This window comes from Niastella caeni, from assembly GCF_004834005.1.
Taxonomy (GTDB): Bacteria; Bacteroidota; Bacteroidia; order Chitinophagales; family Chitinophagaceae; genus Niastella; species Niastella caeni.
This window is the reverse complement of record NZ_STFF01000001.1, coordinates 1,342,457-1,365,728: the sequence shown is the minus strand read 5'-3', so window position 1 is coordinate 1,365,728 and position 23,272 is coordinate 1,342,457. Positions and strand designations below refer to the sequence as shown.

Annotated in this window: 20 protein-coding genes; all 20 read left to right on the top strand. The window is 39.0% G+C overall.

Annotation, left to right across the window (positions count from 1 at the left end):
• The first annotated feature begins 43 nt into the window (after positions 1–43).
• The 20 genes from FAM09_RS05300 to FAM09_RS05205 all read left to right on the top strand — a co-directional run bounded on the left by FAM09_RS05300 (position 44) and on the right by FAM09_RS05205 (position 23,238).
• Positions 44–3,295: a hypothetical protein gene (locus FAM09_RS05300; protein WP_136576013.1), complete on the top strand. Its 3,252-nt coding sequence runs from the start codon at positions 44–46 to the stop codon at positions 3,293–3,295.
• A 29-nt stretch (positions 3,296–3,324) separates the two neighbouring features.
• On the top strand, positions 3,325–3,897 hold the full coding sequence (locus FAM09_RS05295; protein ID WP_136576012.1) for an acyltransferase: 573 nt from the start codon (positions 3,325–3,327) through the stop codon (positions 3,895–3,897).
• Positions 3,894–4,925 carry a Gfo/Idh/MocA family protein gene (locus FAM09_RS05290; protein WP_136576011.1) on the top strand — a complete coding sequence of 344 codons (1,032 nt, stop codon included), beginning with the start codon at positions 3,894–3,896 and terminating at the stop codon, positions 4,923–4,925. Before FAM09_RS05295 ends, FAM09_RS05290 begins: the two co-directional genes overlap by 4 nt.
• Positions 4,925–6,109: an N-acetyl sugar amidotransferase gene (locus FAM09_RS05285; RefSeq protein ID WP_136576010.1), complete on the top strand. Its 1,185-nt coding sequence runs from the start codon at positions 4,925–4,927 to the stop codon at positions 6,107–6,109. Before FAM09_RS05290 ends, FAM09_RS05285 begins: the two co-directional genes overlap by 1 nt.
• A 25-nt stretch (positions 6,110–6,134) precedes the next feature.
• Positions 6,135–7,142, top strand: a complete 1,008-nt coding sequence (locus tag FAM09_RS05280; RefSeq protein WP_136576009.1) for a Gfo/Idh/MocA family protein — start codon at positions 6,135–6,137, stop codon at positions 7,140–7,142.
• Positions 7,139–7,615, top strand: a complete 477-nt coding sequence (locus tag FAM09_RS05275; protein ID WP_136576008.1) for an acyltransferase — start codon at positions 7,139–7,141, stop codon at positions 7,613–7,615. The genes FAM09_RS05280 and FAM09_RS05275 overlap by 4 nt, the downstream gene beginning before the upstream one ends.
• A gap of 17 nt (positions 7,616–7,632) precedes the next feature.
• Positions 7,633–8,748 carry a DegT/DnrJ/EryC1/StrS family aminotransferase gene (locus tag FAM09_RS05270; RefSeq protein ID WP_136576007.1) on the top strand — a complete coding sequence of 372 codons (1,116 nt, stop codon included), beginning with the start codon at positions 7,633–7,635 and terminating at the stop codon, positions 8,746–8,748.
• Entirely contained in the window at positions 8,748–9,902 is a 1,155-nt protein-coding gene (locus FAM09_RS05265; RefSeq protein WP_136576006.1) for a glycosyltransferase family protein, read from the top strand. Before FAM09_RS05270 ends, FAM09_RS05265 begins: the two co-directional genes overlap by 1 nt.
• A gap of 68 nt (positions 9,903–9,970) precedes the next feature.
• Positions 9,971–10,801: an FkbM family methyltransferase gene (locus FAM09_RS05260; RefSeq protein ID WP_136576005.1), complete on the top strand. Its 831-nt coding sequence runs from the start codon at positions 9,971–9,973 to the stop codon at positions 10,799–10,801.
• 14 nt (positions 10,802–10,815) lie between these two features.
• Positions 10,816–11,856 carry a glycosyltransferase family 2 protein gene (locus FAM09_RS05255; RefSeq protein WP_136576004.1) on the top strand — a complete coding sequence of 347 codons (1,041 nt, stop codon included), beginning with the start codon at positions 10,816–10,818 and terminating at the stop codon, positions 11,854–11,856.
• 1 nt (position 11,857) lies between these two features.
• Positions 11,858–12,874, top strand: a complete 1,017-nt coding sequence (locus FAM09_RS05250) for a CgeB family protein (protein ID WP_136576003.1) — start codon at positions 11,858–11,860, stop codon at positions 12,872–12,874.
• Between the two features lies 1 nt (position 12,875).
• A complete protein-coding gene (locus FAM09_RS05245; RefSeq protein ID WP_136576002.1) occupies positions 12,876–13,868 on the top strand; it encodes an NAD-dependent epimerase/dehydratase family protein in 993 nt (330 codons plus the stop codon).
• A 5-nt stretch (positions 13,869–13,873) separates the two neighbouring features.
• Complete coding sequence (locus FAM09_RS05240; protein WP_136576001.1) at positions 13,874–15,010, top strand: glycosyltransferase; 1,137 nt, start codon at positions 13,874–13,876, stop codon at positions 15,008–15,010.
• The gene (gene wecB, locus FAM09_RS05235) at positions 15,007–16,113 is read left to right on the top strand and encodes a non-hydrolyzing UDP-N-acetylglucosamine 2-epimerase (protein ID WP_136576000.1); all 1,107 of its coding nucleotides are present in this window, start codon (positions 15,007–15,009) and stop codon (positions 16,111–16,113) included. Before FAM09_RS05240 ends, wecB begins: the two co-directional genes overlap by 4 nt.
• 171 nt (positions 16,114–16,284) lie before the next feature.
• A complete protein-coding gene (locus tag FAM09_RS05230; protein ID WP_136575999.1) occupies positions 16,285–17,565 on the top strand; it encodes a hypothetical protein in 1,281 nt (426 codons plus the stop codon).
• Between the two features lie 41 nt (positions 17,566–17,606).
• Complete coding sequence (locus FAM09_RS05225; RefSeq protein ID WP_136575998.1) at positions 17,607–18,569, top strand: GDP-mannose 4,6-dehydratase; 963 nt, start codon at positions 17,607–17,609, stop codon at positions 18,567–18,569.
• Entirely contained in the window at positions 18,559–19,572 is a 1,014-nt protein-coding gene (locus FAM09_RS05220) for a glycosyltransferase family 4 protein (RefSeq protein ID WP_136575997.1), read from the top strand. Before FAM09_RS05225 ends, FAM09_RS05220 begins: the two co-directional genes overlap by 11 nt.
• A 69-nt stretch (positions 19,573–19,641) precedes the next feature.
• Positions 19,642–21,501 (top strand): asparagine synthase (glutamine-hydrolyzing), encoded by a 1,860-nt coding sequence (gene asnB, locus FAM09_RS05215; RefSeq protein WP_136575996.1) that lies wholly within the window; start codon positions 19,642–19,644, stop codon positions 21,499–21,501.
• Positions 21,494–22,678, top strand: a complete 1,185-nt coding sequence (locus FAM09_RS05210) for a glycosyltransferase (RefSeq protein ID WP_166437032.1) — start codon at positions 21,494–21,496, stop codon at positions 22,676–22,678. The genes asnB and FAM09_RS05210 overlap by 8 nt, the downstream gene beginning before the upstream one ends.
• Positions 22,675–23,238: a WcaF family extracellular polysaccharide biosynthesis acetyltransferase gene (locus FAM09_RS05205; protein WP_136575994.1), complete on the top strand. Its 564-nt coding sequence runs from the start codon at positions 22,675–22,677 to the stop codon at positions 23,236–23,238. The genes FAM09_RS05210 and FAM09_RS05205 overlap by 4 nt, the downstream gene beginning before the upstream one ends.
• Positions 23,239–23,272 lie beyond the last annotated feature (34 nt).

The following is a 23,272-nucleotide window of genomic DNA, read 5'->3' as shown; positions in this document are numbered from 1 at the left end:
TCTCTATTATCCAATATTCTTTCGCAATTATTGTATTGTTTGCATGAATAGAAGAACCGTATTTATAAGATCGATATATTGTTTGTTTTTGTTCTTATCGTTGGGAAGCTCATTTTGTGGCTACACACAATCTGTTTCTGTATCAGTTAATAAATCAGGGTTTACGGAGATAAGAAATGGACTATTAGGAATAGTAATCCCGGGTGAAGCTGCAATAAAGGCCAAACAATTTAATCTGGCTCCCATTCAGTCATTTATTTATGCCAACGGCGTTTATTCAGACAATACCATAAACTATTTAAATACCGCTACTCCTCCTGTTTCACTGGCAATAAAAATCCTTACCCGATCTGAAAGTGAATTGGCTGTTCAACTGGAGTATAGATTTCAGAAGAAAAAAACTTCAGATCCCGGTTTTTATAATTGCTCAATAACAGTACGTAAAGGCGAAAAAACAATTTTGATTGAAGAATATACAGATAACGATCTTACGTATAATGTAAAAATAAGTAATGGCCTTGCGCCGGATAAAGCTCGCTACCGGGGATGGTCATCTGATTCAAAGGAATACGGCTATGAGCCTGGAGGTGAATTATATCGGCCCGAGAACAAGCGGGGTGCCCCTATGGATGCAACGGTGGATCTTAATTACGGGAAACCTGTTATGCATCCAAGGCTCTCTTTATGGGATCCGGCGGGTGGAGAGGTGAATACAGGACGTTACTGGCAGGTATATAACAGCCGCGATAATTCTTCCAACCTTTTTGGCTTTTTTCAAGGTAAACCCAGCCGGTTAATAGGCGCAAAATTTGCAGGACCTGCGCTTCAAACCAGGCCCTCAGATCCAGATGATAAAGGGACAAATGATGCAGAACTTCATTTATCAGTTATAAGAGTAGGACCCGATAATAGCTATTTTCCCCGTAAGCGTTTTCAGTGGGTTGCTTTCATTAGCACAAAAAAGGATTTGCTTTCACCCGAAAAGATTCAGCCTATTGGCATTGAACTAAACCGGGTATCGGGCCTTGGAGCAGTTATCAGGGAATATCTGAATAAACCGGTAAAATTGATTCCTGCTTTTTACAAAGGAGCAATTTATACATCTGTTGAAAATATAGAGGGTATTTATAAGCGTATTAAAAGAGATGAGAGTTTTTATCAGTCCCTATGCCAGGCAGAAGGAGGGTATAAAGACATCTTTGATGTTTGGAGGTATCCGATAGCCCGTAAAAATGTGTTGAAAGGTATGTTGGAAATGAGAGAACAATTAGTACAACAATATACAGTAGGCGAGGGTACCTACGATTTTAATAACCGTTATTGGATGGGTGCCCGGAATTTTAAGTATTATACAATGGTTCTTTCTTGTTTACTGGCTGACCCTGAAACCCAAATCACAGCCGAAGAAAGAAAAAAACTGGAACAACTGGTTGGGTTAATGGCGCGTATCATGTGGGATGATAATAATATACCCCTGTTCGATAGCTCTGGTGTGAATTTTGGGCCGGCAAATATGTCGCTTCAATTTCGGAATAACTCAAGAACCTTTTTTGCATTGTTGCTGGCCGATGATCCTGAGTTTAAAGAAAGAGCCCGAAAAGCAGCTTCTGATATTAATAAAGACATCAATGAGGCTATTTATGAAAATGGAGCCAGTATTGGCTCTCCGCATTATACGCAGCCGTCTATAGAACCTATATTGTTTTCGATGCTGCAGATAAAGCAGGCAGGCGTAGCAGACCTGTTTAAAACAAATGAGCGGGTAAAGAAATTTGCGCGCTTTTATTCAAGCCTTCTAACACCTCCTTCCTGCCGTTTTTCAGGAAACCGCAAATTGATCTCATTTGGAGATGGTTCTGAAGAAAGTTCGGCCATTTTTGCCATACTGGCCACTGGTTTCCAAAGAACTGATACATTACTAAGCGAACAATTATTGTCATTATATTATAATGGTCCGGCCAGATTTAGTACCGCAGGTTCAATAATACTGGCTTCTAATTTTAGCCGCGAACCCCGAATAAATTTTAATGCTTATTCGTGTAACTATACAGGCTACATGTCTCATTTCAGAAGCGGTTTAAATTCTACTGATGAAACGGCTCTTTGGGTATTGAATGGGGAACGTTATTACGATCATCGCATGGATGATGCCGGTGAAATAGCGATTTATGCCTTGCAGGCGCCGTTATCAGTTGCCTGGAGCAGTTTTTACTATCCCCATGCTACTGATGCACGTATTAAAAGTGTAGTTGTGCCTGAACAACTGTTTCCCCAATGGAAAACCGCCAATCAGCCCATTGCTGAAAGATCCCTGACCAACCGCACCTGGCCTGCTTCTTCATCACAACAATTTGCCAAACTTGGTTACAGCAACAGCACGACTGTACAAATGAAACGTGAGGGTCAGGAATGGTACCGGCAGGTTTCAATGATTGTTACACAAACCGATGCTCCTGTAATAATAATGTATGACAGTATTAAAGGAAATGGGTCCGCCATATGGAATATGCCCATGATGTCGGATGGGACAGTAACAACAGATGCAGGTGCTGTGTTGCCTGTAAAAAAACTGTATAATAACGGCGATCGGAAGGAATTACCTGAAGCAACAACTGTAAAGGATCTTTCGGCGGGGCTTCATCGCTTTTCCTTTACTGGACAGGCATGGCCGGCGCATCCTACCGGAGGTATTAACTGGCATTTATTTTCTTCTTGTAGTGAACCGATCCAGTTTACCTTATCTGCCTGGGCCAATTTCTGGCAGAACGATGTGGAACAAAGAGAGTTTTTAAAAACCAATGGACGCAATTATAGTGAAGAGCAGCAGATCCTCCGGTTAAAGAGCAGCCGTCCTTTCTTTTCCATACTTCTTCCTTACAAAAAAGGAATTGACCCTTATAATAATCGTGTAAAACAATTGCCAGGTAATGAAATCTCCATCGAGATAAATGGCGACGATCTTATAGTTACGCCAACTTATTATTACCTGAAAAAGAAGCAGGGTGCTATTATGGGAGTGCTAACAGAAAAGGGCAGTTTGAAAAAGGATGGCTGGCAGATCACAGGCGGCTTTATTGAAATAGAATATAATGCACAAAAAGTGAAAGTTAGGGTACATGGTAATAGTGGTAAAAGAAGTATACAGTTTCCTTTTCCTGTTACTCCGGTTAAAAAATATGCGAATGTAATTTCTGCAGGCAATAATCAATTATTGATAATTGATTATACCGCAAAAAGTACAGACCTGGAAAATGGCGAGCAGGGATTTACCGAGTATTTACTGGAGAGAAAATAAATATCAAAAAAATATCATAAAGAGCTTGTATGAGTTATTTTGCACATCCTACTGCCGTAATTGATGAAGGTTGTCAGATAGGGGAAGCTACCAGGATCTGGCATTTTTGTCATATTATGCCTGATTGTACAATTGGCCAGCAGTGTAACCTTGGGCAGAACGTTGTGGTTTCGCCTGGAGTAAAGCTGGGTAATAATGTGAAAGTGCAGAACAATGTTTCCATTTATACTGGTGTTATTTGTGAGGACGATGTATTTCTTGGACCCTCTATGGTATTTACAAATGTGATAAATCCAAGAAGTGCAATCGCAAGGAAAGATCAGTATAAACCAACATTGGTGAAAAGAGGGGCTAGTATAGGCGCAAACGCAACAATTATTTGTGGCAATGAAATAGGGGAATATGCTTTAATTGGAGCAGGCGCTGTGGTCACCAAAACTATTCCTGCGTATGCCCTGATAGTAGGTAATCCTGCTAGGCAGATAGGTTGGGTGAGTGAATATGGACATCGGTTAAACTTTGATGATACGGGAGTAGCGGTTTGCCCTGAAAGTGATCAAAAATATATCCTAAATAATAACACGGTAAGTAAACAGGCATGAATAACAATAATGGTAAGATCAAATTTGCGGTAGTAGGTTGCGGACATATTGGAAAGCGACATGCTGCCATGATAGCGAATAATAGCGAATGTGAACTGGTTGCTTTGTGCGATACCCGAAGTAAAGAAGAAGCAGGTGTATGCAATTATAATGTTCAGTTTTTTAACAACCTCGATACCATGTTGGCATCGGACATTGCTTTTGATGTTCTTTGTATAGCTACGCCAAACGGGTTGCATGAAGAGCATAGCCTGAAGGGGTTAAAGGCTGGCAAAAATGTGGTGGTTGAAAAGCCGATGGCACTTACAAAAGCAGGTTGTGAACATATTATTTACGAAGCCCTGCATCAGCACAAACAGGTTTTTTGTGTAATGCAAAACAGGTATTCACCCCCTTCGGTTTGGTTGAAAGATGTGTTGCGCCGCAATTTGTTGGGGAAAATATATATGGTGCAGATCAACTGTTACTGGAATCGTGATGCCAGGTATTATACAAAGGGCAATTGGCATGGTACCAAAGAACTGGATGGCGGTACCCTGTATACGCAGTTCTCGCACTTTATCGACATCATGTTTTGGCTGTTTGGCGACATTAGTAATATTCAGGGCCGGTTCCGCAATTTTAATCATGAATCAATGATCGATTTTGAGGATTCGGGTTTTGTGAATTTCGATTTTGTGAATGGTGGCATGGGTAGTATTAACTATTCCACTTCTTCCTGGAATGTAAACCTGGAAAGCAGCATTACTATCATTGCTGAAAATGGAACCGTAAAAGTAGGTGGTCAATATATGAATGAAGTAGAGGTATGTAATATAAAAGATTACACCATGCCTGAATTACCGCCTTCCAATCCGCCAAATGACTATGGTCCTTATAAAGGATCCGCTGCCAACCACCACTTTATTTTTGAAAATGTTGTAGAAGTATTGAAAGGCAGGTCTCCCATCACTACGAATGCATTGGAAGGATTAAAAGTGATAGAGATCATTGAAAAAATTTATGCCTGCAAACCATTAAAATTGTAATGATGCAGAGATACGATGAAGAAAAATTAAAAAGGGATACTGCCATTAATTTTGGAAAACCTTATCAGCAATGTGCATTGAGTGTAATGGATACCATTGCCGATCCTGATATCAGTTTTGATGAAAATGGTATTTGTAATTATTATTATGATTACAAGGAAGCGGCTGCAAAGCTACCCAAACCAGGTCAGAGAGAAGAAGAGTTGGATCGCCTTGTAAAAAAAATTAAAGAGGATGGAAAAGGCAAGAAATATAACTGTATTATTGGTTTAAGTGGTGGAGTAGATAGTAGCTATGTTGCTTACCTTACAAGGAAATATGATCTGAATCCTTTGGCCGTTCACCTTGATAATGGATGGAACTCCGAACTGGCAGTAAGCAATATTGAAAATATCATTAAGAAGCTTAATATCGATTTGTATACACTTGTAGTAGACTGGGACGAGTTTAAGGATATTCAGTTGGCTTACCTGCGTGCTTCGGTTGTTGATATAGAAGTGGTATCTGACCATGCTATTTTTTCTACTATGTACAAGCTGTCGCGCCAGTATAATATTCCTTACATCCTAAGCGGAACCAATGTGGTAACAGAGCATACCATGCCGCGGTCGTGGTTGTATTCAAAGATGGATTTTCGTAATCTTAAGGATATCCATAACCGTTTTGGGAAGCGAAAGATCAAAACTTTTCCAACACTTCCCTTCTGGAAGTTTATTTATTTTAATGCAGTATTGCGTCTGCAACTGATTTCCGTTTTGAATTATATGGATTATAATAAAAAGGAGGTCAAAAAGATAATAGCCAGTGAGCTCAATTGGAGAGATTATGGGGGTAAACATTATGAATCAATCTTTACCAAATTTTACCAGGCTTATATACTACCGGTAAAATTCAGTATCGACAAAAGAAAATCACACCTTTCAAACCTTATTTTTTCAGGTCAGATAACGAAAGAGGAAGCCATGCAAGAGCTTCAGTTGCCATTATACAAAGAGGATGAACTGGCAGAGGATATGTCGTATGTAATCAAAAAGTTCCAGCTTACACAGCAACAGTTTGATGAAATGATGAAAATGCCACCCCAACCTCATCAGGTATTTAAAAGTGACCTGGGGTGGAAACAGCAATATCTGACTTTACTGGAAAGAACTGCACCTATTAGAAGAATACTTAAACCAAAATAATATCCTTTAATCGCACTTTATATATATGCACCCTATACGATTTGCAATCATTGGCTGTGGTAGAATAGCGCAGCGGCATGCTGAACATATTAACAAGGTAGGTAAACTGGTAGCAACTTGTGATGTAATTCCTGAAAAGGCAAAAGCGCTGGCGCAGCAGTACGGTGCTGTTCATTTTCAGGATGTGGATGAACTTTTGAAAACGAAGGATCTGGATGTAGTGGCTATTTGCAGTCCCAACGGAATGCACGCATTTCACAGCATAAAAGCATTAAATGCCGGTTTTCATGTATTATGTGAAAAGCCAATGGCTTTAACAGTACAGGATTGTGGCGAAATGATCAATGCGGCCGAACGGGCTAATAAGCGTCTGTTTATTGTAAAACAAAACCGGTTTAACCCGCCTGTAGCTGCAATAAAAAAAATAATTGAAGAAGGAAAACTGGGAAAATTATACAGCGTTCAACTGAGCTGTTTCTGGAATCGTAATGCCGAGTATTATAAAGATTCCTGGAAAGGCACAAAGGATATGGACGGTGGCACTTTGTTCACCCAGTTCAGCCATTTTATTGACCTGTTATACTGGATCATTGGTGATGTAAAAGAGGCACAGGGATATGCAGGTAATTTTGGCCACAAAGAGATCATTGAGTTTGAAGATACCGGTGTAGTAAGCCTGAAATTTTATAATGGAGTAGTCGGTACTGTAAATTATACTGTAACCTCCCATCAGAAAAATATGGAGGGATCGCTGACAATATTTGCTGAGAAAGGCACTGTTAAGATTGGCGGGCAATACCTCAATGAATTGGAGTACCAGAATATCGCCAATTACACCATTAGTGATTTACCTCCGGGTAACCCGCCTAATAACTATGGCCAATACCAGGGTTCTATGTCTAATCATGATAAAGTATATCAGAATGTGGTGGACGTATTAACTGGTAAAGGTATTATTGCTACCCATGGATATGAAGGATTGAAAACAGTTGAAATAATAGATAAAATTTATTCTTCCGTACGATCTATATGAGTGTTCAGTTTAAAAAAATAGGAATTACCGATGATGTGGTTTTTGGAAAAGAGGTAACAGTAATGGAACCAGTAAATCTGTATGGTTGCAAAATCGGCGACCATACTTTTATTGGACCATTCGTAGAGATCCAACGCAAAACCTCTATTGGCAATCACTGTCGTATTCAATCGCACACTTTTATTTGCGAACTGGTAACTATTGGTGACCATTGTTTTGTTGGGCATGGCGTTATGTTTATCAATGACCTGTTTTCGGAGGGTGGGCCTGCCATGGGCGATAAAACCAAATGGAAGTCTACTCAAATCGCAAACCATGTATCAATTGGGTCAAATGCTACTATTCTACCAGTTACCATTTGTGATCATGTTGTTATAGGAGCCGGAGCAGTGGTTACTAAAAATATTACGAAACCGGGTATTTATGCAGGTAATCCTGCACGACTGATAAGAACATTACCATCATCTGAATAATTCCTTTACCGTATTATATGCAAGTTCCATTTGTAGATCTTAAAGCGCAATATCATAGCATCAAAAAGAATATAGATGATGCTATTCAATCGGTTATTGAAGAATCAGCCTTTATAGGGGGAAAATATGTTAAGGAATTTGAGCAGCAGTTTGCGTCACTATATGGCGTAAAACATGTAATAAGCTGCGCCAATGGAACTGATTCCTTATACATCCTTATGAAAGTATTGGGTATTGGAACTGGTGACGAAGTGATAACTGTTGCCAACAGTTGGATATCCAGTTCTGAAACTATAAGTCAAACCGGCGCCCGCCCTGTGTTTGTTGATATTCATCCAGAGTATTACAGTATGGATGAAACACAACTTGAAAGTAAGATTACCCCCAACACTAAGGCAGTGATCGTTGTACATCTGCAGGGACAAATGTGTGCAATTGATGCCATTCAATCGATCTGCCAGCAAAAAGGAATTTATTTGATTGAAGATTGTGCCCAGTCGCATTTTTCAGAATATAAAAACAACAGGGCCGGTTTGTTTGGAATAGCTGGTTCATTTAGTTTTTATCCCGGCAAGAATTTAGGCGCATATGGCGATGCAGGATGCATTATAACCAATGACGATCAATTGGCCGAAAAATGCCGAATGCTGGCCAATCATGGCGCCTTGAAAAAACATCATCATCTTATTGAAGGTATTAACAGCCGTCTGGATGGTCTGCAGGCTGCTATTCTTACATCCAAACTGCCTTATATAATTGAATGGACAGAAAAAAGGATTTGTAATGCCGGATTGTATTCAAAATACCTGGCAGGTATAGATCAGATAGTATTACCGGCTGTTCGGCCAAACGCCAAGCATTCTTACCATTTATATGTTATCAGGGCTCAACAAAGAGATGCTTTAATGGAATTCTTAAAAAGCAGGGGTATAGAATGTACCATTCATTATCCTACTGCATTACCTAATTTGCCAGCCTATAAGTATCTGGGTTACACCAAAGCCGATTTCCCGGTTGCAACTGCGTATCAGGAGCAAATATTATCCTTACCGATGTACCCTGAGCTAAGCGAAGACAGTATTAAATATATTGCCGGTAGTATAAATGAGTTTTATTCGGCAAAAAAGAAGTAATGTACAAACTGGAAAATAAAACTATACTGATTTTGTCTCCTGAAGGTTGGGGGGCTATGTTTTTGTCGAAGCATCACTATGCTGTTGAGCTGGCGAAGGCAGGCAATACGGTATATTTTCTGAATCCGCCTTCTGTTTTGGCTGGCAGCAAAAAAATACAAATAAGAAATTCAGGAGTACACGAAAACCTGTTTTTTATAGAGCATCAACTGGCCTTTCCTTTCAGGTTACGTTTTCATGCGATCAGCCTGTTTCACTTTTTCATGAGAGGGCATATACGAAAAATATTACGTAGCATGCCAGCGCCGGTTGATATAGTTTGGTCATTCGACCTGCTTCATTTATACCCGCTTGATTTTTTCGATAAAAGCAGTATAAAAGTTTTTCATCCTGTTGATGAGCCTTTACAGCCAGCAGCACTGAAGGCGGCAGCGGGCGCAGATATTATTTTTTCTGTAACCAATGAAATATTAAATAAATACAAGTTCTGCAATCTTCCCTCATTTTTTGTACATCACGGGGTAAGCCCATTGTTTTTCAGGGAAAATGGAATGGTTGTTAAAAACGATCCGGTTAAAGTAGGTTTGTCAGGTAACTTACTCAGGAAAGATATAGACAGAAACATTTTATTGACCATTATACAACAGAACCCGCAGATAGTTTTTGAATGTTGGGGTAGTTATGAAGTGAAGCAATCAAACATTGGAGGTGATACAGAATTATCGGGAATAGCATTTATCGATACGCTAAAAAGTATGCCCAATGTAATTTTACATGGAACAGCCAAAACAGAAAAGCTAGCGATGGAATTGCACAGGATGGATGCTTTTCTGATTTGTTACGATGTAAATAAAGATCAAAGCCGGGGTACTAATTACCATAAGATCATGGAATATATGGCCACTGGCAAAGTAATTATCTCTAATAATGTAACAACCTTTAAAGATTATCCCGATTATGTACAGATGATCCCGGAAAGGAATAACAATGATCAATTACCGGTTTTATTCAATAAAGTCATTCGGAACCTTGAAACATATAACGACATTTCTTTACAAAAGAAACGAATTGCATTTGCACGAACGAACATGTATGATAAACATATTTCGACCATTGCAAATCATATAGGATCAATAAGTAAAGCGAAATCGTAGAAACCTGACCTATAGGTTATTATTTTCTGGTAATAACCGAAATTCTTTAACCTCAAAACTAAAATTGTATGGCATCCTTATTGGGCCGGGGGGTAAAACTCCTTTTAAAAACACAAAAAATTAATGTAATTCGATTTGGAAAAAATAAAGGAATGAGATTGCGATACAGTGATGATCTCAACGTGGATATGTTGCTGGGATTTCATGAACCTAATACATTTGAAGTCTTTGATATTTTCCTTAAGGAAGGAATGGCAGTAGCCGATATAGGAGCTAACGTAGGATATTTTACAAGATTTTTGAGTAAAAAAGTGAAAGCATCAGGCATGGTCCATTCTTTTGAACCAATTCCGAACACATACAATATTTTAAAAGATACTATTAGCCTGAATAAGCTGGAGAATGTAACTCCGGTTAACAAGGCAGTAAGCAACGCAAACGGCTCAGTTACGATGTTTCTTAGCCATACCCACTATATGGCTTCATTAGATATGAACTGGGCAAAAGATAAAAACGGTTGTGTAGAAGTACCGGCTGTAACGTTAGATAGTTTTTACGAACAATTAGGAAGGTATCCGGATTTTATTAAAATGGATATTGAAGGAGGAGGGGTGTATGCTTTGCAGGGAATGGAGAATTGTATTAAAAAAAATGAGCCAATTTTGCTACTCGAAAGTCATACATCTGAAGAGGACAAAGCTATTGGAAAGGCTTTATCTCTCATAAATTATAAAGTTTACAGGGTGGGTGATGATGCACCCGTAACAAACTTACAAGCAGATTATACAGATAAAAATGGTATTTACGGAACAGTAATTGGAATACCGGCAAGCAAGCTTCACCTTTATTCGAACTGGACACCAGACCAATTTCAGCGTAAAAAGTTCGGACAGCGCTAAACAGGTAATTTCTTATGAAGATATCGCTTTGTATACCTCAGTATAACCGTATCGCTTTTTTATTAAAATCCCTTGAAAGGATCAGGCTCCAAACTTTCAGGAATATTGAAATAGTGATCAGTGACGATTGCTCCACCGATGATACGGAAAAGCAAATCAAAGCCCTTATTCCTTCATACCCATTTAAGGTTATTTATTCACGTAATACAACCAATATAGGGTATGATGCCAATCTGCGCCGTTCAATGGAGCTGGCCACTGGTGATTATTGTTTCATTTTAGGAAACGACGACTCGTTAAACACACCCGACAGCTTGCAAATGCTGGTTGAGTTTCTTAAAATGAACAATTATCCGGAAGTAGGATTTTGTAATATGGTAGAGGAATCAAGCCCCGATAATGTATATGGCAGAGCTGCAGCATCTGGTATTATTGGTGAAGGATATGAGGTGGCTTTGCATCATTATAGCTGCTTCAGCTTTGTTGCCGGCCTTGTTTATAAAAAAGATGCTTTCGACAGGTTCAATACCAATAAACACGATGGGAGCATTTTTGTACAAATGTACCTGGCTGTAGTAATGATTTCATCTGGGATGAGGCTGTTTTCTATTAAAGAACCTATTGTACTAAAAGACATTCTTGCAGGGAAATCGGAACATCGAAACTCTTATAAAGATAAATTACCACGAAAATGGAAGGATTTTTATATTATTCACGGCGGCTTGCCTTCTGTGATAAATGTTATTCTTTCGGCTTTTCGGGATGCCGGCATTCCTGATAAGAAAGTCCTGTTTAAGATATTTAAAAGAATTTACCTGTTCACTGTACCCAATTGGGTGCTGGATTATAAAAGCAATAAAGCTTTTCCGGCGGCTATTGGCATTGTTGTAGGTATGTTTCCTTATCGCGTGAATCATTTTACATCCTTAAATATCTTTAAACAAGTATTCCTGTTAATGGAATATTCGGCTACCTCTTTTGTATCCATAGTGATACCCTCGACATTGTTTTTAAAATTCAAGAATCGTTTATACAATCTTGCGAAGCAATACTAATATGAAGAAGGCATATCTGATAAGTGAATTTAGTGAAATGGGTTTGGAGTGCTCATACGAGGCAGCATTGCGGGAAGAGGGTATTGAAGTTAGATCTTTTAGTTATCCACCTGCCCTGGCGCAACATATACGTTTTGGAAAACTGGGGCGTATTTTTCATCGGTTTGTATCAGTAGATCAATGGATACAAAAACTCAATAAGCAAATAGCTGTTGATATTAAACGATTTGAGCCCGATATAGTATTTGTATTTACCAATGCGCCGGTTCAACCTGGTTGCATTGGATTTGTAAAATCGCTACTACCGGTAAAATTTGTATTAGTGTGGCCCGATACCTTATTAAATATGGGTAGCTGGCCATTGCAATGCAGTTCGATGTATGATGCGGTTGTATCTCATGGCAAACAAATCCTTCCTGTATTACAGCAAATGGGTTTTAAAAATCCTTTTTGGTCACCCTTTGCTGCCGATAAGCAGCTCCATTATTTCGATAAACCGGCAACCAATTATGACTATGATATAAGTTTTGTAGGTAGTTGGAATGGAGAACGGGAAGAAGTAATGGCTGCCATCTGTAAAAACATGCCTCAATACCGGATCGCAATCTATGGCCCTGGCTGGAACAGGGCAAAGAATGCCAATGTAGTCAAAAAAGCCATTAATAAACCATTGCGCGGTAACGAATATGCAAAGCTGTTTAACCGTACTTTTATTAATATTAATGTAATTGGTGAAATTGCATATCCCTCTGTAAACATGCGGTTTTTTGAAATTCCTGTTGCCAATGGTTTACAACTGGTAAATTACAGTCCGGAACAAGCTGGAATTTTTCTTGACAAAAAGCATTTGCTGTATTTCGATTCTACAACGGAACTGTTGGATAAAATCATATATTATATAAGTCATCCCGACGAGGCCATGCAAATTCGAAAAGCCGGCCATGAGATGGTATGCGCCGAGCATACATATCAACATCGTATAAGTAAATTGTTGCAACAACTTCAAACATTAGAATAATATGATTAATTACCTGAATGACATAAAGAAGAAAAAGGTTTTGGTAACTGGAGGGCTTGGTTTTGTGGGTAATAACCTTGTAAGAACCCTGGTCAACGAATTTGAGTGTGAAGTAGTAGTAGTTGACAATTGTTTAAATAGTAGCCCCTCTGTTATTAAAGATATCAAAAACAAAGTTGTTTTTCATGAGATAAGTGTATTGGACACAGACCGGCTTTTTCCATTGATTGATAAGGCAGAATATGTTTTTCATCTTGCCTGCGTTCAAATTGCTGCATCGGGTACCCAGCCCTTGCTCGACCTTCAGGTAAATGCTCAAAGCACTTTACAAATACTTGAACATTTACGCTATAAATTGCCTCCGTCATTAAAGCGGTTCGTATATACTTCCAGTGGCTCTGTATATGGAAGTTCTACCTATTTACCATTAAAAGAAGGTTCTTCAACTAACGTATTGAGTAATTATGCTGCAACCAAGTTGTTAGGAGAAAATTACACCATGATCTATGGCCGTAATTATGGCATTCCTGTATCAGCAGTGCGTTATTCAAACGTATATGGATATGGCCAGTCACCTAAAAACCCATATTGCGGGGTGTTGGGAAAATTTGTTCATAATGCCCTGATCAATGAACCGCTGTTGGTAATTGGTGATGGAGAACAAACCAGAGATTATACTTTTATAACTGATGCTGTTTCTGCAACCATATTAACTGCTGTGCATCCGCAAGCATTGGGTGATGTATTTAATGTGGGCACTAATACCGAAACCAGTGTAAATCACCTGGTAGATCATATAAGTGCTGCCGTGTCTGGTGTGCAGGTAAACAATATACCGGAAAGGGACATAGATAATATCCGTCGCCGTTCTCTGGATATAGAAAAGATCCATCAACGGCTTGGGTGGGCTCCAAAAGTGAATATAAAGAATGGGATCAGGTACACCCTTGATTGGTACAAGAAATTTTTGCAGGAAACAGCGCAATATCAGTAAGAACTATGTCCATAGGAATGTTTACAAACAGTACCTTCAATGGTATTCCTCCGTTGAAGTATTTGATCAGTTATTTTTATTCTTTGTGTGGCCAAAAGGTGCAGGTTTATCATGCCGAAGTCAGGGGATTATCGGTTTTTAAGGAACAGGAAACACAAATTTACCCGCTGGCTGTTTTTGAAAGTACAGCAGCTACTTTACAGCAGGGCGGATTTACGAAGATCAAAAGACATTTGTCATTACTGTACCGCATCTTTCAGTTTCAGAGTACCAATAAGCGATCGGTACTTTATTGCATAGATTTTGCCACCTGTAATTTGTTATTGATTTCTCAATTACTATTCTTTTTTCAGCGAAATAAAGTTATTTATCATCAGTTTGAAATGTACGACCCGGCAAGGGCCAGTAAATTTGATAAAATTAACTTCTGGATCTTCAAGAAACTGGCTAGCCGGCTTAGCCTTGTTATTATGCCCGAAATTAACAGGTTAACATATTTTAAACAATCTACAGGTATTCCGGGCTCTATCCCTACATTTATATTTCCTAATACCAATTCAGATAAAGCAGATTTTATACCAGCTGCAAATAGAGTTACTCAAAAAGAGAATATTGTAATAGGGCATATAGGTTCCCTGGGAACAGAACAACATTTTATCAAACAGTATGTGGAAGTATTAAGAAAGCTGCCTCCCAATTTTAAAAGCCTGTTTGCAGGAAGGATCACCCCTGAAGTAAAAAGTATGTTGAAAGAATTGGGTAATCGGGTACAGATTATAGACCATGTGCTGCAGCATGAATTAAAAAATGTGTATGCCAGTATTGACATAGGAATTATATTGTACCATCCTTATGAATTAAATACCCGGTATGCCGCTCCTACAAAAATGTATGAATACTGGAGCTGTGGTGTTCCGGTGATTGCACATAAGTTGATCAGCCTTGAACCATTATTCATTAACTCCATTCAGGGTACTTTAACCGACCTAAGCAATCCCGATGTATTGTATAATGAACTGATCAATTTGTCGAAGCAACTTGAGACCTGGGATCGCAATTCACTACGGCAACATTTTAAAGACAATTTTGAGCTCAATAAATTTATTTCCGGACTTGATAGTATAGTAAGAAAAACAATATGAGCGTTTATCTTGTAATTGGTACCAGACCCGAGCTGATTAAAACCGCACCTGTAGCATTCGCGCTTAAAAAAACGGGAATTCCGTTCCGGATCGTCAATACGGCGCAGCATAAAGATCTACTGGATCCTTACTGGAATATATTTGGTTTAAAACCTGATTATTCATTGGATGTTATGGTTTCAGGTCAATCGCTGACATCATTAACTTCCCGCATTTTATTACAGTTGCAGGATTTTCTGGATAAATTGGAGGAAAAGCCGGCATTATTGATGGCGCAGGGCGATACCACTACAGTTATGGGAACGGCCATGCTGGCTTTCTATAACAAAATTCCATTTGGACATATTGAGGCAGGTTTGCGAAGCTTTGATTTAGATAATCCTTTCCCGGAAGAGTATAACCGGAAAGTTGCTTCCATTACCACTCAATTGCATTTTGCACCCACTGAAGTATCGAGGCAGAATTTGTTAAAAGAGAACATTCGGGAAAATGATGTTTATGTAGTTGGAAATACCGTTGTGGATGCTTTGCAGTACATCAGTTCAACAGAAATGTTTAAGACAGCAGGCTTTAATAACAGTAACCTTGATCAGTGTTTGGGAAAGGATATTGTATTAATTACCTGCCACAGAAGAGAAAATCACGGAGAAAATCTGAATAACATTGTTGCTGCAGTGGAAGAATTGGTGAGGCAATATACCCAGTTCAAATTTGTGTGGCTTTTGCACCCTAACCCAAATGTGAAAAACGTAATAAGTACTTCAAAACTTAAAACTTATTCTAACTTCGTATTAACTGAACCGGTTGATTATTGGGATTTGCTTAAATTATTGAGTCAAAGCAGAATAATTTTAACCGATTCCGGCGGCATTCAGGAAGAAGCGCCTTCCTTTGGAAAGCCTTTGATTGTTTTGAGGAATGTTACTGAAAGACCTGAGGCTGTTTTAGCAGGTTGTGCAAAATTAACAGGCGCTAATACATCTTTGATTCTTGAAACTTTTGAATGGGCTAAACAATATAAGTCAAGCTCTAATATTAATCCATATGGAGATGGTCGGGCGGCAGATCGAATTGCCGCAATTGTAAAGCATTTTCTGAGATAGAAAAATTACAACCTTTAATTTATTTAATTTGAACAATGTTTGCAGGCTATGTTGAAAATAAAGGAATATAGTTTTTCTCTTTTCTGTATATTAATTTTTATACTTTCTCTTATAACAGAATGGTATTCTGTGCTGGTATACACTCTTATAAGCACAGCACTAATATTCGTTTTGGATAAACTGGGCAAGGGCATTGTGTTACGTGAATTAATTGCTTTTCATGGATGCCTGATCTGTTTATTTATGCCATTGCTGGGCTACAATATTTACAATTATGATAATTATTACGCCAGACTTTGGGTTCGTTTTATGCCTGTCAGTAAAGTGACTTATTTTTCATATGCATTACCAGCAATGACTGCCTTTACAGCAGCTATTTGTTGGCCGATAAGCAATAGATTGGGTAGTGATAGCGGCGTCAGCCTGCAGGAAAGGCTTGAGTCAATAAAAGATAAATTGGCACAGAAACCCAATATGGGCTTATATCTTATAGGAGTAGGGTTATTTATGTTTTATATGGTTAATTTAATACCCGATTCTTTGAGATATGTAGCTGTTCTTTTATACTGGAGCTCTTTTGTAGGGTCTTTGTATGTGTATTATACCCGCAATTTTCGTTACAAGATACCAGTTTTACTTTTTTTTACAGGATTTGTATTATTAGATGCCATAAGGAGTGGAATGTTTACTGTTGTGGCATATATGAGCATCACCATATTTTCATTTTTTTTCCTGAACAGGAAAGTCGCTTTCTGGAAGAAATTAACTGTATTTGTTGTGAGCTCGGCTATGTTGTTGCTGATCCAGAGCGTGAAAGCTAATTATCGGAAAAAGACGTGGAGGGGTAATTATGCAGGAAGTAAAGTAGAACTCTTTGGGGAGCTGCTTTCCAGTAAACTTAATTCTTCAACTGTTTTATTCTCAGAAGAAGCATTTTTTCCCATTTATTATCGGGTTAATCAGGGGTATAATGTAGCGCTGGTGATGCGTCGCATGCCTATTAGAGCACCACATGATGGAGGTTCTTTTCTGATGGTTAAAATAGCTGCGTCGTTAGTTCCTCGCTTATTGTGGCCTGATAAGCCAGAGGCTGGCGGAAAGGCAAATATGAAATATTACGCAAATATTAGTATTAAAGGGTTTGCAACTGACGTGGGGCCTCTTGGAGAAGCCTATGGAAGCTTCGGTGTTGTAGGTGGAGTTATTTACATGTTACTGTTAGGCTTTCTTATTAGATTTGCTTATACCCGAATATTTTTAATTGCTCAAAAAATACCCTTATTGATTTTGTGGATACCGGTAATGTTTTATCAAGTCACTTATTCTGCTGAAAACGATACATTGCAGATTTTAAACACATTGATAAAATCGGGATTTTTTGTTTTTATCTTATATAAAACATTTCCATCACTGTTTAAGCCTGTGAATAAGGATTTAGTTGTAGCGAATTAATCTGCAGTTGTGAATCAGTCAGGAAATCTAAAAATACAAGTTTGAAGTCTGCTATTATTACAGGAATAACCGGTCAGGATGGGGCATACCTTACCCGGCTGCTGCTTGAAAAAGGGTATAAGGTCGTTGGGCTTATAAGGTCACATTATGGATCAAATTTAAACCGGCTCAAATACCTGGGCTTACTTGACAGAGTTGAACTGGTGGAGTGCGATCAGAGCGATCTTTCTCAGGTATTAAATATAATATCTACCCACAAACCCAATGAGGTTTATAACCTGGCGGCCCAAAGCTCTGTTTCACTTTCTTTTCAGCAACCGATCGGCACTATTAATTTTAATATCCAGTCTGTATTGAACATGCTGGAAGCTATCCGGTTATTAAACCCTTCCATTCGCTTTTACCAGGCATCTACCAGTGAAATGTTTGGCAAGGTGAATGATCTTCCAATCACTGAAGACTCCATTGTGCATCCGTTGAGTCCTTATGCCATTTCAAAAGTTACTGCACATTATGTATGCATAAACTACAGGGAGTCCTATAACCTCTATACCAGTTGTGGTATACTTTTTAATCATGAATCTTATCTCAGAGGTGAAAACTTCTTTGTGAAGAAAGTAATTAAAGGAGCTATTGATATTGTGCATGGGAAACGCGAGGTTCTTGAAGTAGGCAACCTGGATATAAAACGAGACTTTGGATGGTCTGAAAAATATGTGGAGGCGATGTGGCTGTTATTGCAACAGGACAAACCGGATGATTATATTATTAGTTCCGGCAAGTCGATAACATTGCGTGAAATAGTTTATTATGTGTTTGATAAGATGAAAATTGACAAGGGACGAATAAAAATTAATTCGGCGTTTTTCAGGCCTACCGAAATACAGGATATATACGGTTCTAATAAAAAAGCCCGTTCTGTGTTAAACTGGCAATATGATATGGATTTCTTCGACGTGTTGAATTTAATTATTGAGGAAGAGTACAAAAACTATGGAAAATAAGCAGACCGTGAAACCCAGGGTGGTTTTCTTTCACAGACGGCCAAGAAGTGTTGGTAACTATAGCGTTGAATTTATTTTTGAGGATGTCAGAAAACGCCTAAGAGATAAAATCGATGCCCAGATCGTAGTATCGAAATACGAAAGCTCCGGGTTTTTTAAAAGGTTATATAACTGCGTTGAAGCCTGGTGGAAACAAGGTCCGGTAAACCATGTTACCGGTGATGTAAATTTTTTGGGGCTTTTTCTTAAACGCCGGGCGACTATTCAAACCATATTGGATTGTGTTCACTTGAATACATCAGCAGGTATAAAATATAAAATTTTAAAACTGTTCTGGGTTTCAATACCTGAAAGGAGGTGTAAGTATATTACTGCCATTTCTGAATCAACTAAACAGGAGATACTTCGCCACCACAAGTGCGATCCAAATAAGATTGTAGTGATTCCGGTTGCTATATCACCTAAGTTTAAACGTACAGATAAACCATTCAATAAAGAACGGCCGGTCATTTTGCAGGTAGGTACGGCGCCTAATAAAAACATTCCTAACCTTATTGAAGCTGTGAAAGGGTTGCCTTGCATTTTGAATATTATCGGCAAACAAAACGATGAATATATAGCCTTGCTGAAAAAGTATGGTGTAGAGTATAAATACGAGTGGGGGTTGACTGATGAGGAAATCATTCAACGATATGAACAGGCAGATATAGTTAACCTCGTTTCAACGTATGAAGGTTTTGGCATGCCCATCCTGGAAGCACAGGCTGTAGGAAGGGCTGTTATAACAAGCAACTTATTCTCGATGCCTGAAGTAGCAGGTGATGCGGCTGTTATGGTGGATCCATTTATAGTGAGCGAAATACGCAAAGGATTGGAAAAGATCATTAATAATGATTCCTTCAGGGACGATATGATCAAACGCGGTTTTGAAAATATTAAGAGATTTGATCCCGACGTTATTGCCACGCAATACCTTGATTTATATAAAAAAATCATTGTTTAAGAATTGGCTTGTTATAACTAACAATTAATACCAGGAGTTTAGTAATTAATTATAAGACTTCTTTGAATCATGTGCGGAATAGCCGGAATAGTATCTTTTGCCCAACAAATTGATCTGCCATCTACCATTCGGCGAATGACAGATGCCATGTCACATCGGGGACCAGATGCAGATGGTTTTTTTACCAACGATACCATCGCGCTGGGCCATCGGCGTTTATCTATTATTGATCTGTCAACGGCAGCCAACCAGCCAATTGCTGATTATACAGGTCGGTACCAGATCATTTTTAACGGAGAAATTTACAATTACCGCGAAGTAAAAAAGCTGCTGCCTGATTATCCGTTCAATACGAACAGCGATACTGAAGTATTACTGGCTGCTTACAGTAAATGGGGAGCAGATTGTTTACCCTATTTAAAAGGAATGTTTGCCTTTGTGATCTGGGATGCCGTTGAAAAGGTGATGTTTATTGCGCGGGACAGAATGGGGGTTAAACCTGTTTACTATTTCGTGAATGACAACGTGTTCTTGTTTGCTTCAGAAATACGGGGTGTGCTGGGAAGCGGTATGGTTCCAACAAAAGTGAACAAATCAGCTATTAGGGAGTTTTTAAGTTATCAATCGGTAGGCTTTCCTGAATCTGCCATTCAGGGTATATTTCAGTTAGAAGCAGGTAGCTCTATCAGGATCTGTGATAATAAGTATAGCATAAAAAAGTATTGGGATATTACCGCAATGCCAACCGTTGATTTTGATTTTAACGACAAATTGCGTGTACAGCAGCAGGTGCGTCAGTTATTGCGTAATGCGGTTGAAAGAAGATTGGTGAGTGATGTACCCCTGGGCGCTTTCCTGTCGGGCGGCATCGATTCCAGTACCGTAGTTGGCCTGATGGCGGAAGTTGGTACCGGTCGCCCGAATACTTTTACTGCAGGTTTTGAAGAGAAGGAGTTTGATGAGTCGGGCTATGCAAATATTATTTCCCGCAAGTTCAATACCAACCATAACCAGGTTTTATTAAAGCCGGCCGTGTTCCTTGATGAATTAACGAATGCCCTGAACGCAATGGACACACCTAGTGGAGATGGTGTTAATACATATGTGGTATCGAAGGCCATTAAACAAAGTGGTCTTACCGTTGCATTGTCGGGGGTGGGCGGCGATGAATTGTTTGCAGGATATCCGTTTTTTAAACAATATCTGCAGTTAAAGAAATACGCACCATTTTGGGGGGCGGCAAAGCCTTTGCGTTGGGGAGCCGGGCTGGTATTAGGTAACAGCAATAAATCGCAACGGATAAAACAGTTATTGAATGCGCCTGCATCATCGATCAGGTATTTTTATCCTGAGTTTAGACGTATTATTTCCCCGGGGTTATTATCATCGCTTACCCAATGGGATAATGATCAACATACACTGCTGGAAAAGCAATTGGTTCAATTACCCGCTTTGTTGGAAAAGTATCCGTTACTTAGCCAGGTTTCTATTGCAGAATATACCGGATACACCCAACACACGCTGTTAAAAGATACCGATCAGTTTAGTATGGCTGTATCGCTTGAAGCCAGAGAGCCATTCTTTGATCATGACCTGATAGAATTTGTATTAGCTATTCCCGATAACTTAAAATTCCCGACTTATCCCAAACAATTATTGGTAGAATCTTTACAGGGATTGCTGCCTGATGAGATCGTACACCGCAAAAAGCAGGGCTTTTTATTTCCCTGGAGCGTCTGGATGAAAAAGGAGCTTCGCACATTTTGTGAGGAGCGACTTCAGCGCATCGCTCAACGAGATTTTATCAATGGCAAAAATCTGCTTGGTTATTGGCAGCGGTTCTTAAATAACGATGCCTCAGTACGATGGATGGAGATCTGGTTATTTGTGATCCTGGAATACTGGATGGAAAAAAATGGGATTGAGTAAAAAAAGTTGTCAAGACTACAATATGTCGTTGCAAAAAGAAAGAAAGAAAGTTTTGGTATTGGTTGATTGGTTTAAACCAGGATATAAAGCCGGTGGTCCAATCAGGTCTTGCACCAATTTTGCATATGCTTTAAAAAACGATTTTGATATACGTGTTTTAACTACCGATACAGACCATGGTGAGCAGGAACCTTACCAAAACATTACATCAAATAAGTGGTTAACAAATTTAGGTCCTGATATACAGGTTTACTATGCCCGCAAAGCAACTTTGTCGTTGGATCAGATAAAACGGGAAATGATCAGCGCACATGCTGATTATGTATATCTCAATCACTTGTTTTCTCCAAAATTTGTAGTATACCCGCTGTGGCTGAAATTTACGCGACAATTGAAAAGTAAAGTGGTGTTGTGTCCACGGGGTGCTTTATACGAAAGCGCACTGGCCGTAAAACCAATAAAAAAGAAACCCTTTATCAAGCTTTTCAGGTGGCTGAAAATTCATAAAATGATCACTTTTCACGCTACCAACGAGCGTGAAAAACAGGCGATCCTCGACTATTTTCCAGGAAGCCAGGTAATTATTGCAGATAATCTTCCCGAATCGGATCAGCCGGTATTTGTGAGCTGTAAAAAAGACCCAGACATTTTGAAATGTATTTTCATTGCTCGGATAGTGCCTATCAAGAACCTGTTATTTCTATTGCAGGTTTTGCAGCAAGTGAAAAAGCAGATAACAGTATCAGTGGCCGGGCCAATTGAAGATGCAGATTACTGGGCGGCGTGTGAAAAGATCATTCAGGATTTACCATCGAACATCCAGGTAAAATATTTAGGAGCTATAAGTAATGACAAGGTAAAATCAATTATTTCTACACATCATTTATTTATACTTCCAACCCAGGGTGAAAATTTTGGACATTCCATATTTGAATCATTGCTAACTGGCCGGCCCGTTTTGATAAGTGATCAAACACCCTGGCTGCAACTGGCATCAAAAAAAGCCGGTTGGGATGTGCCATTAAAAGATCAGGGTAAATTTGCACAGATCATTGACGAAATGGCTTCATGGGAGCAAAGCCGTTTTGATGAATGGGCGCTGGGGGCCTGGCAATATGCACAGGTATTTATTGAAAATCCCGCATTGAAAAAGCAGTATCTCAATTTATTTTCATGAAATCTCCGGTGGTGAAGCAGGTAAATAACGCCTTATATAAATCAACTATCGATATTGGTGCGTCTAAATTCAAACAAATACTTTGGTATTTTGTAAACGTGCTTTTCTTTAAAAATTCCTTTATCATAATCTCGTCCCTAAAAGTATCGTTGTTGAAATTGTTTGGGGCAAAAATTGGTAAAGGGATTGTTATAAAACCTGTAGTTAACATCAAATATCCCTGGAAATTGCAGATAGGTGATCATTCCTGGATAGGCGAAGAAGTTTGGATTGATAACCTTTCGGAAGTTATTATTGGAAATAATGTTACCATATCACAGGGCGCTTTGTTGCTTACCGGCAGCCATGATCATACCCGTACTTCCTTCGATTTTATTTCTTATCCAATTCATCTTGAAGATGGCGTTTGGATCGGTGCGCGGGCAGTTGTTTTTGGAGGAACTACCTGCCAAACACACAGTATTTTAGGAATAAATTCTGTGGCAGAGAAAGACCTTAAACCTTATACCATATATAAAGGCAATCCTGCGATCCCTGTTTTAGGCAGGAGCATTTTTTAATCTTTGTTCTGATATCCACCATTGCAGAAATGCT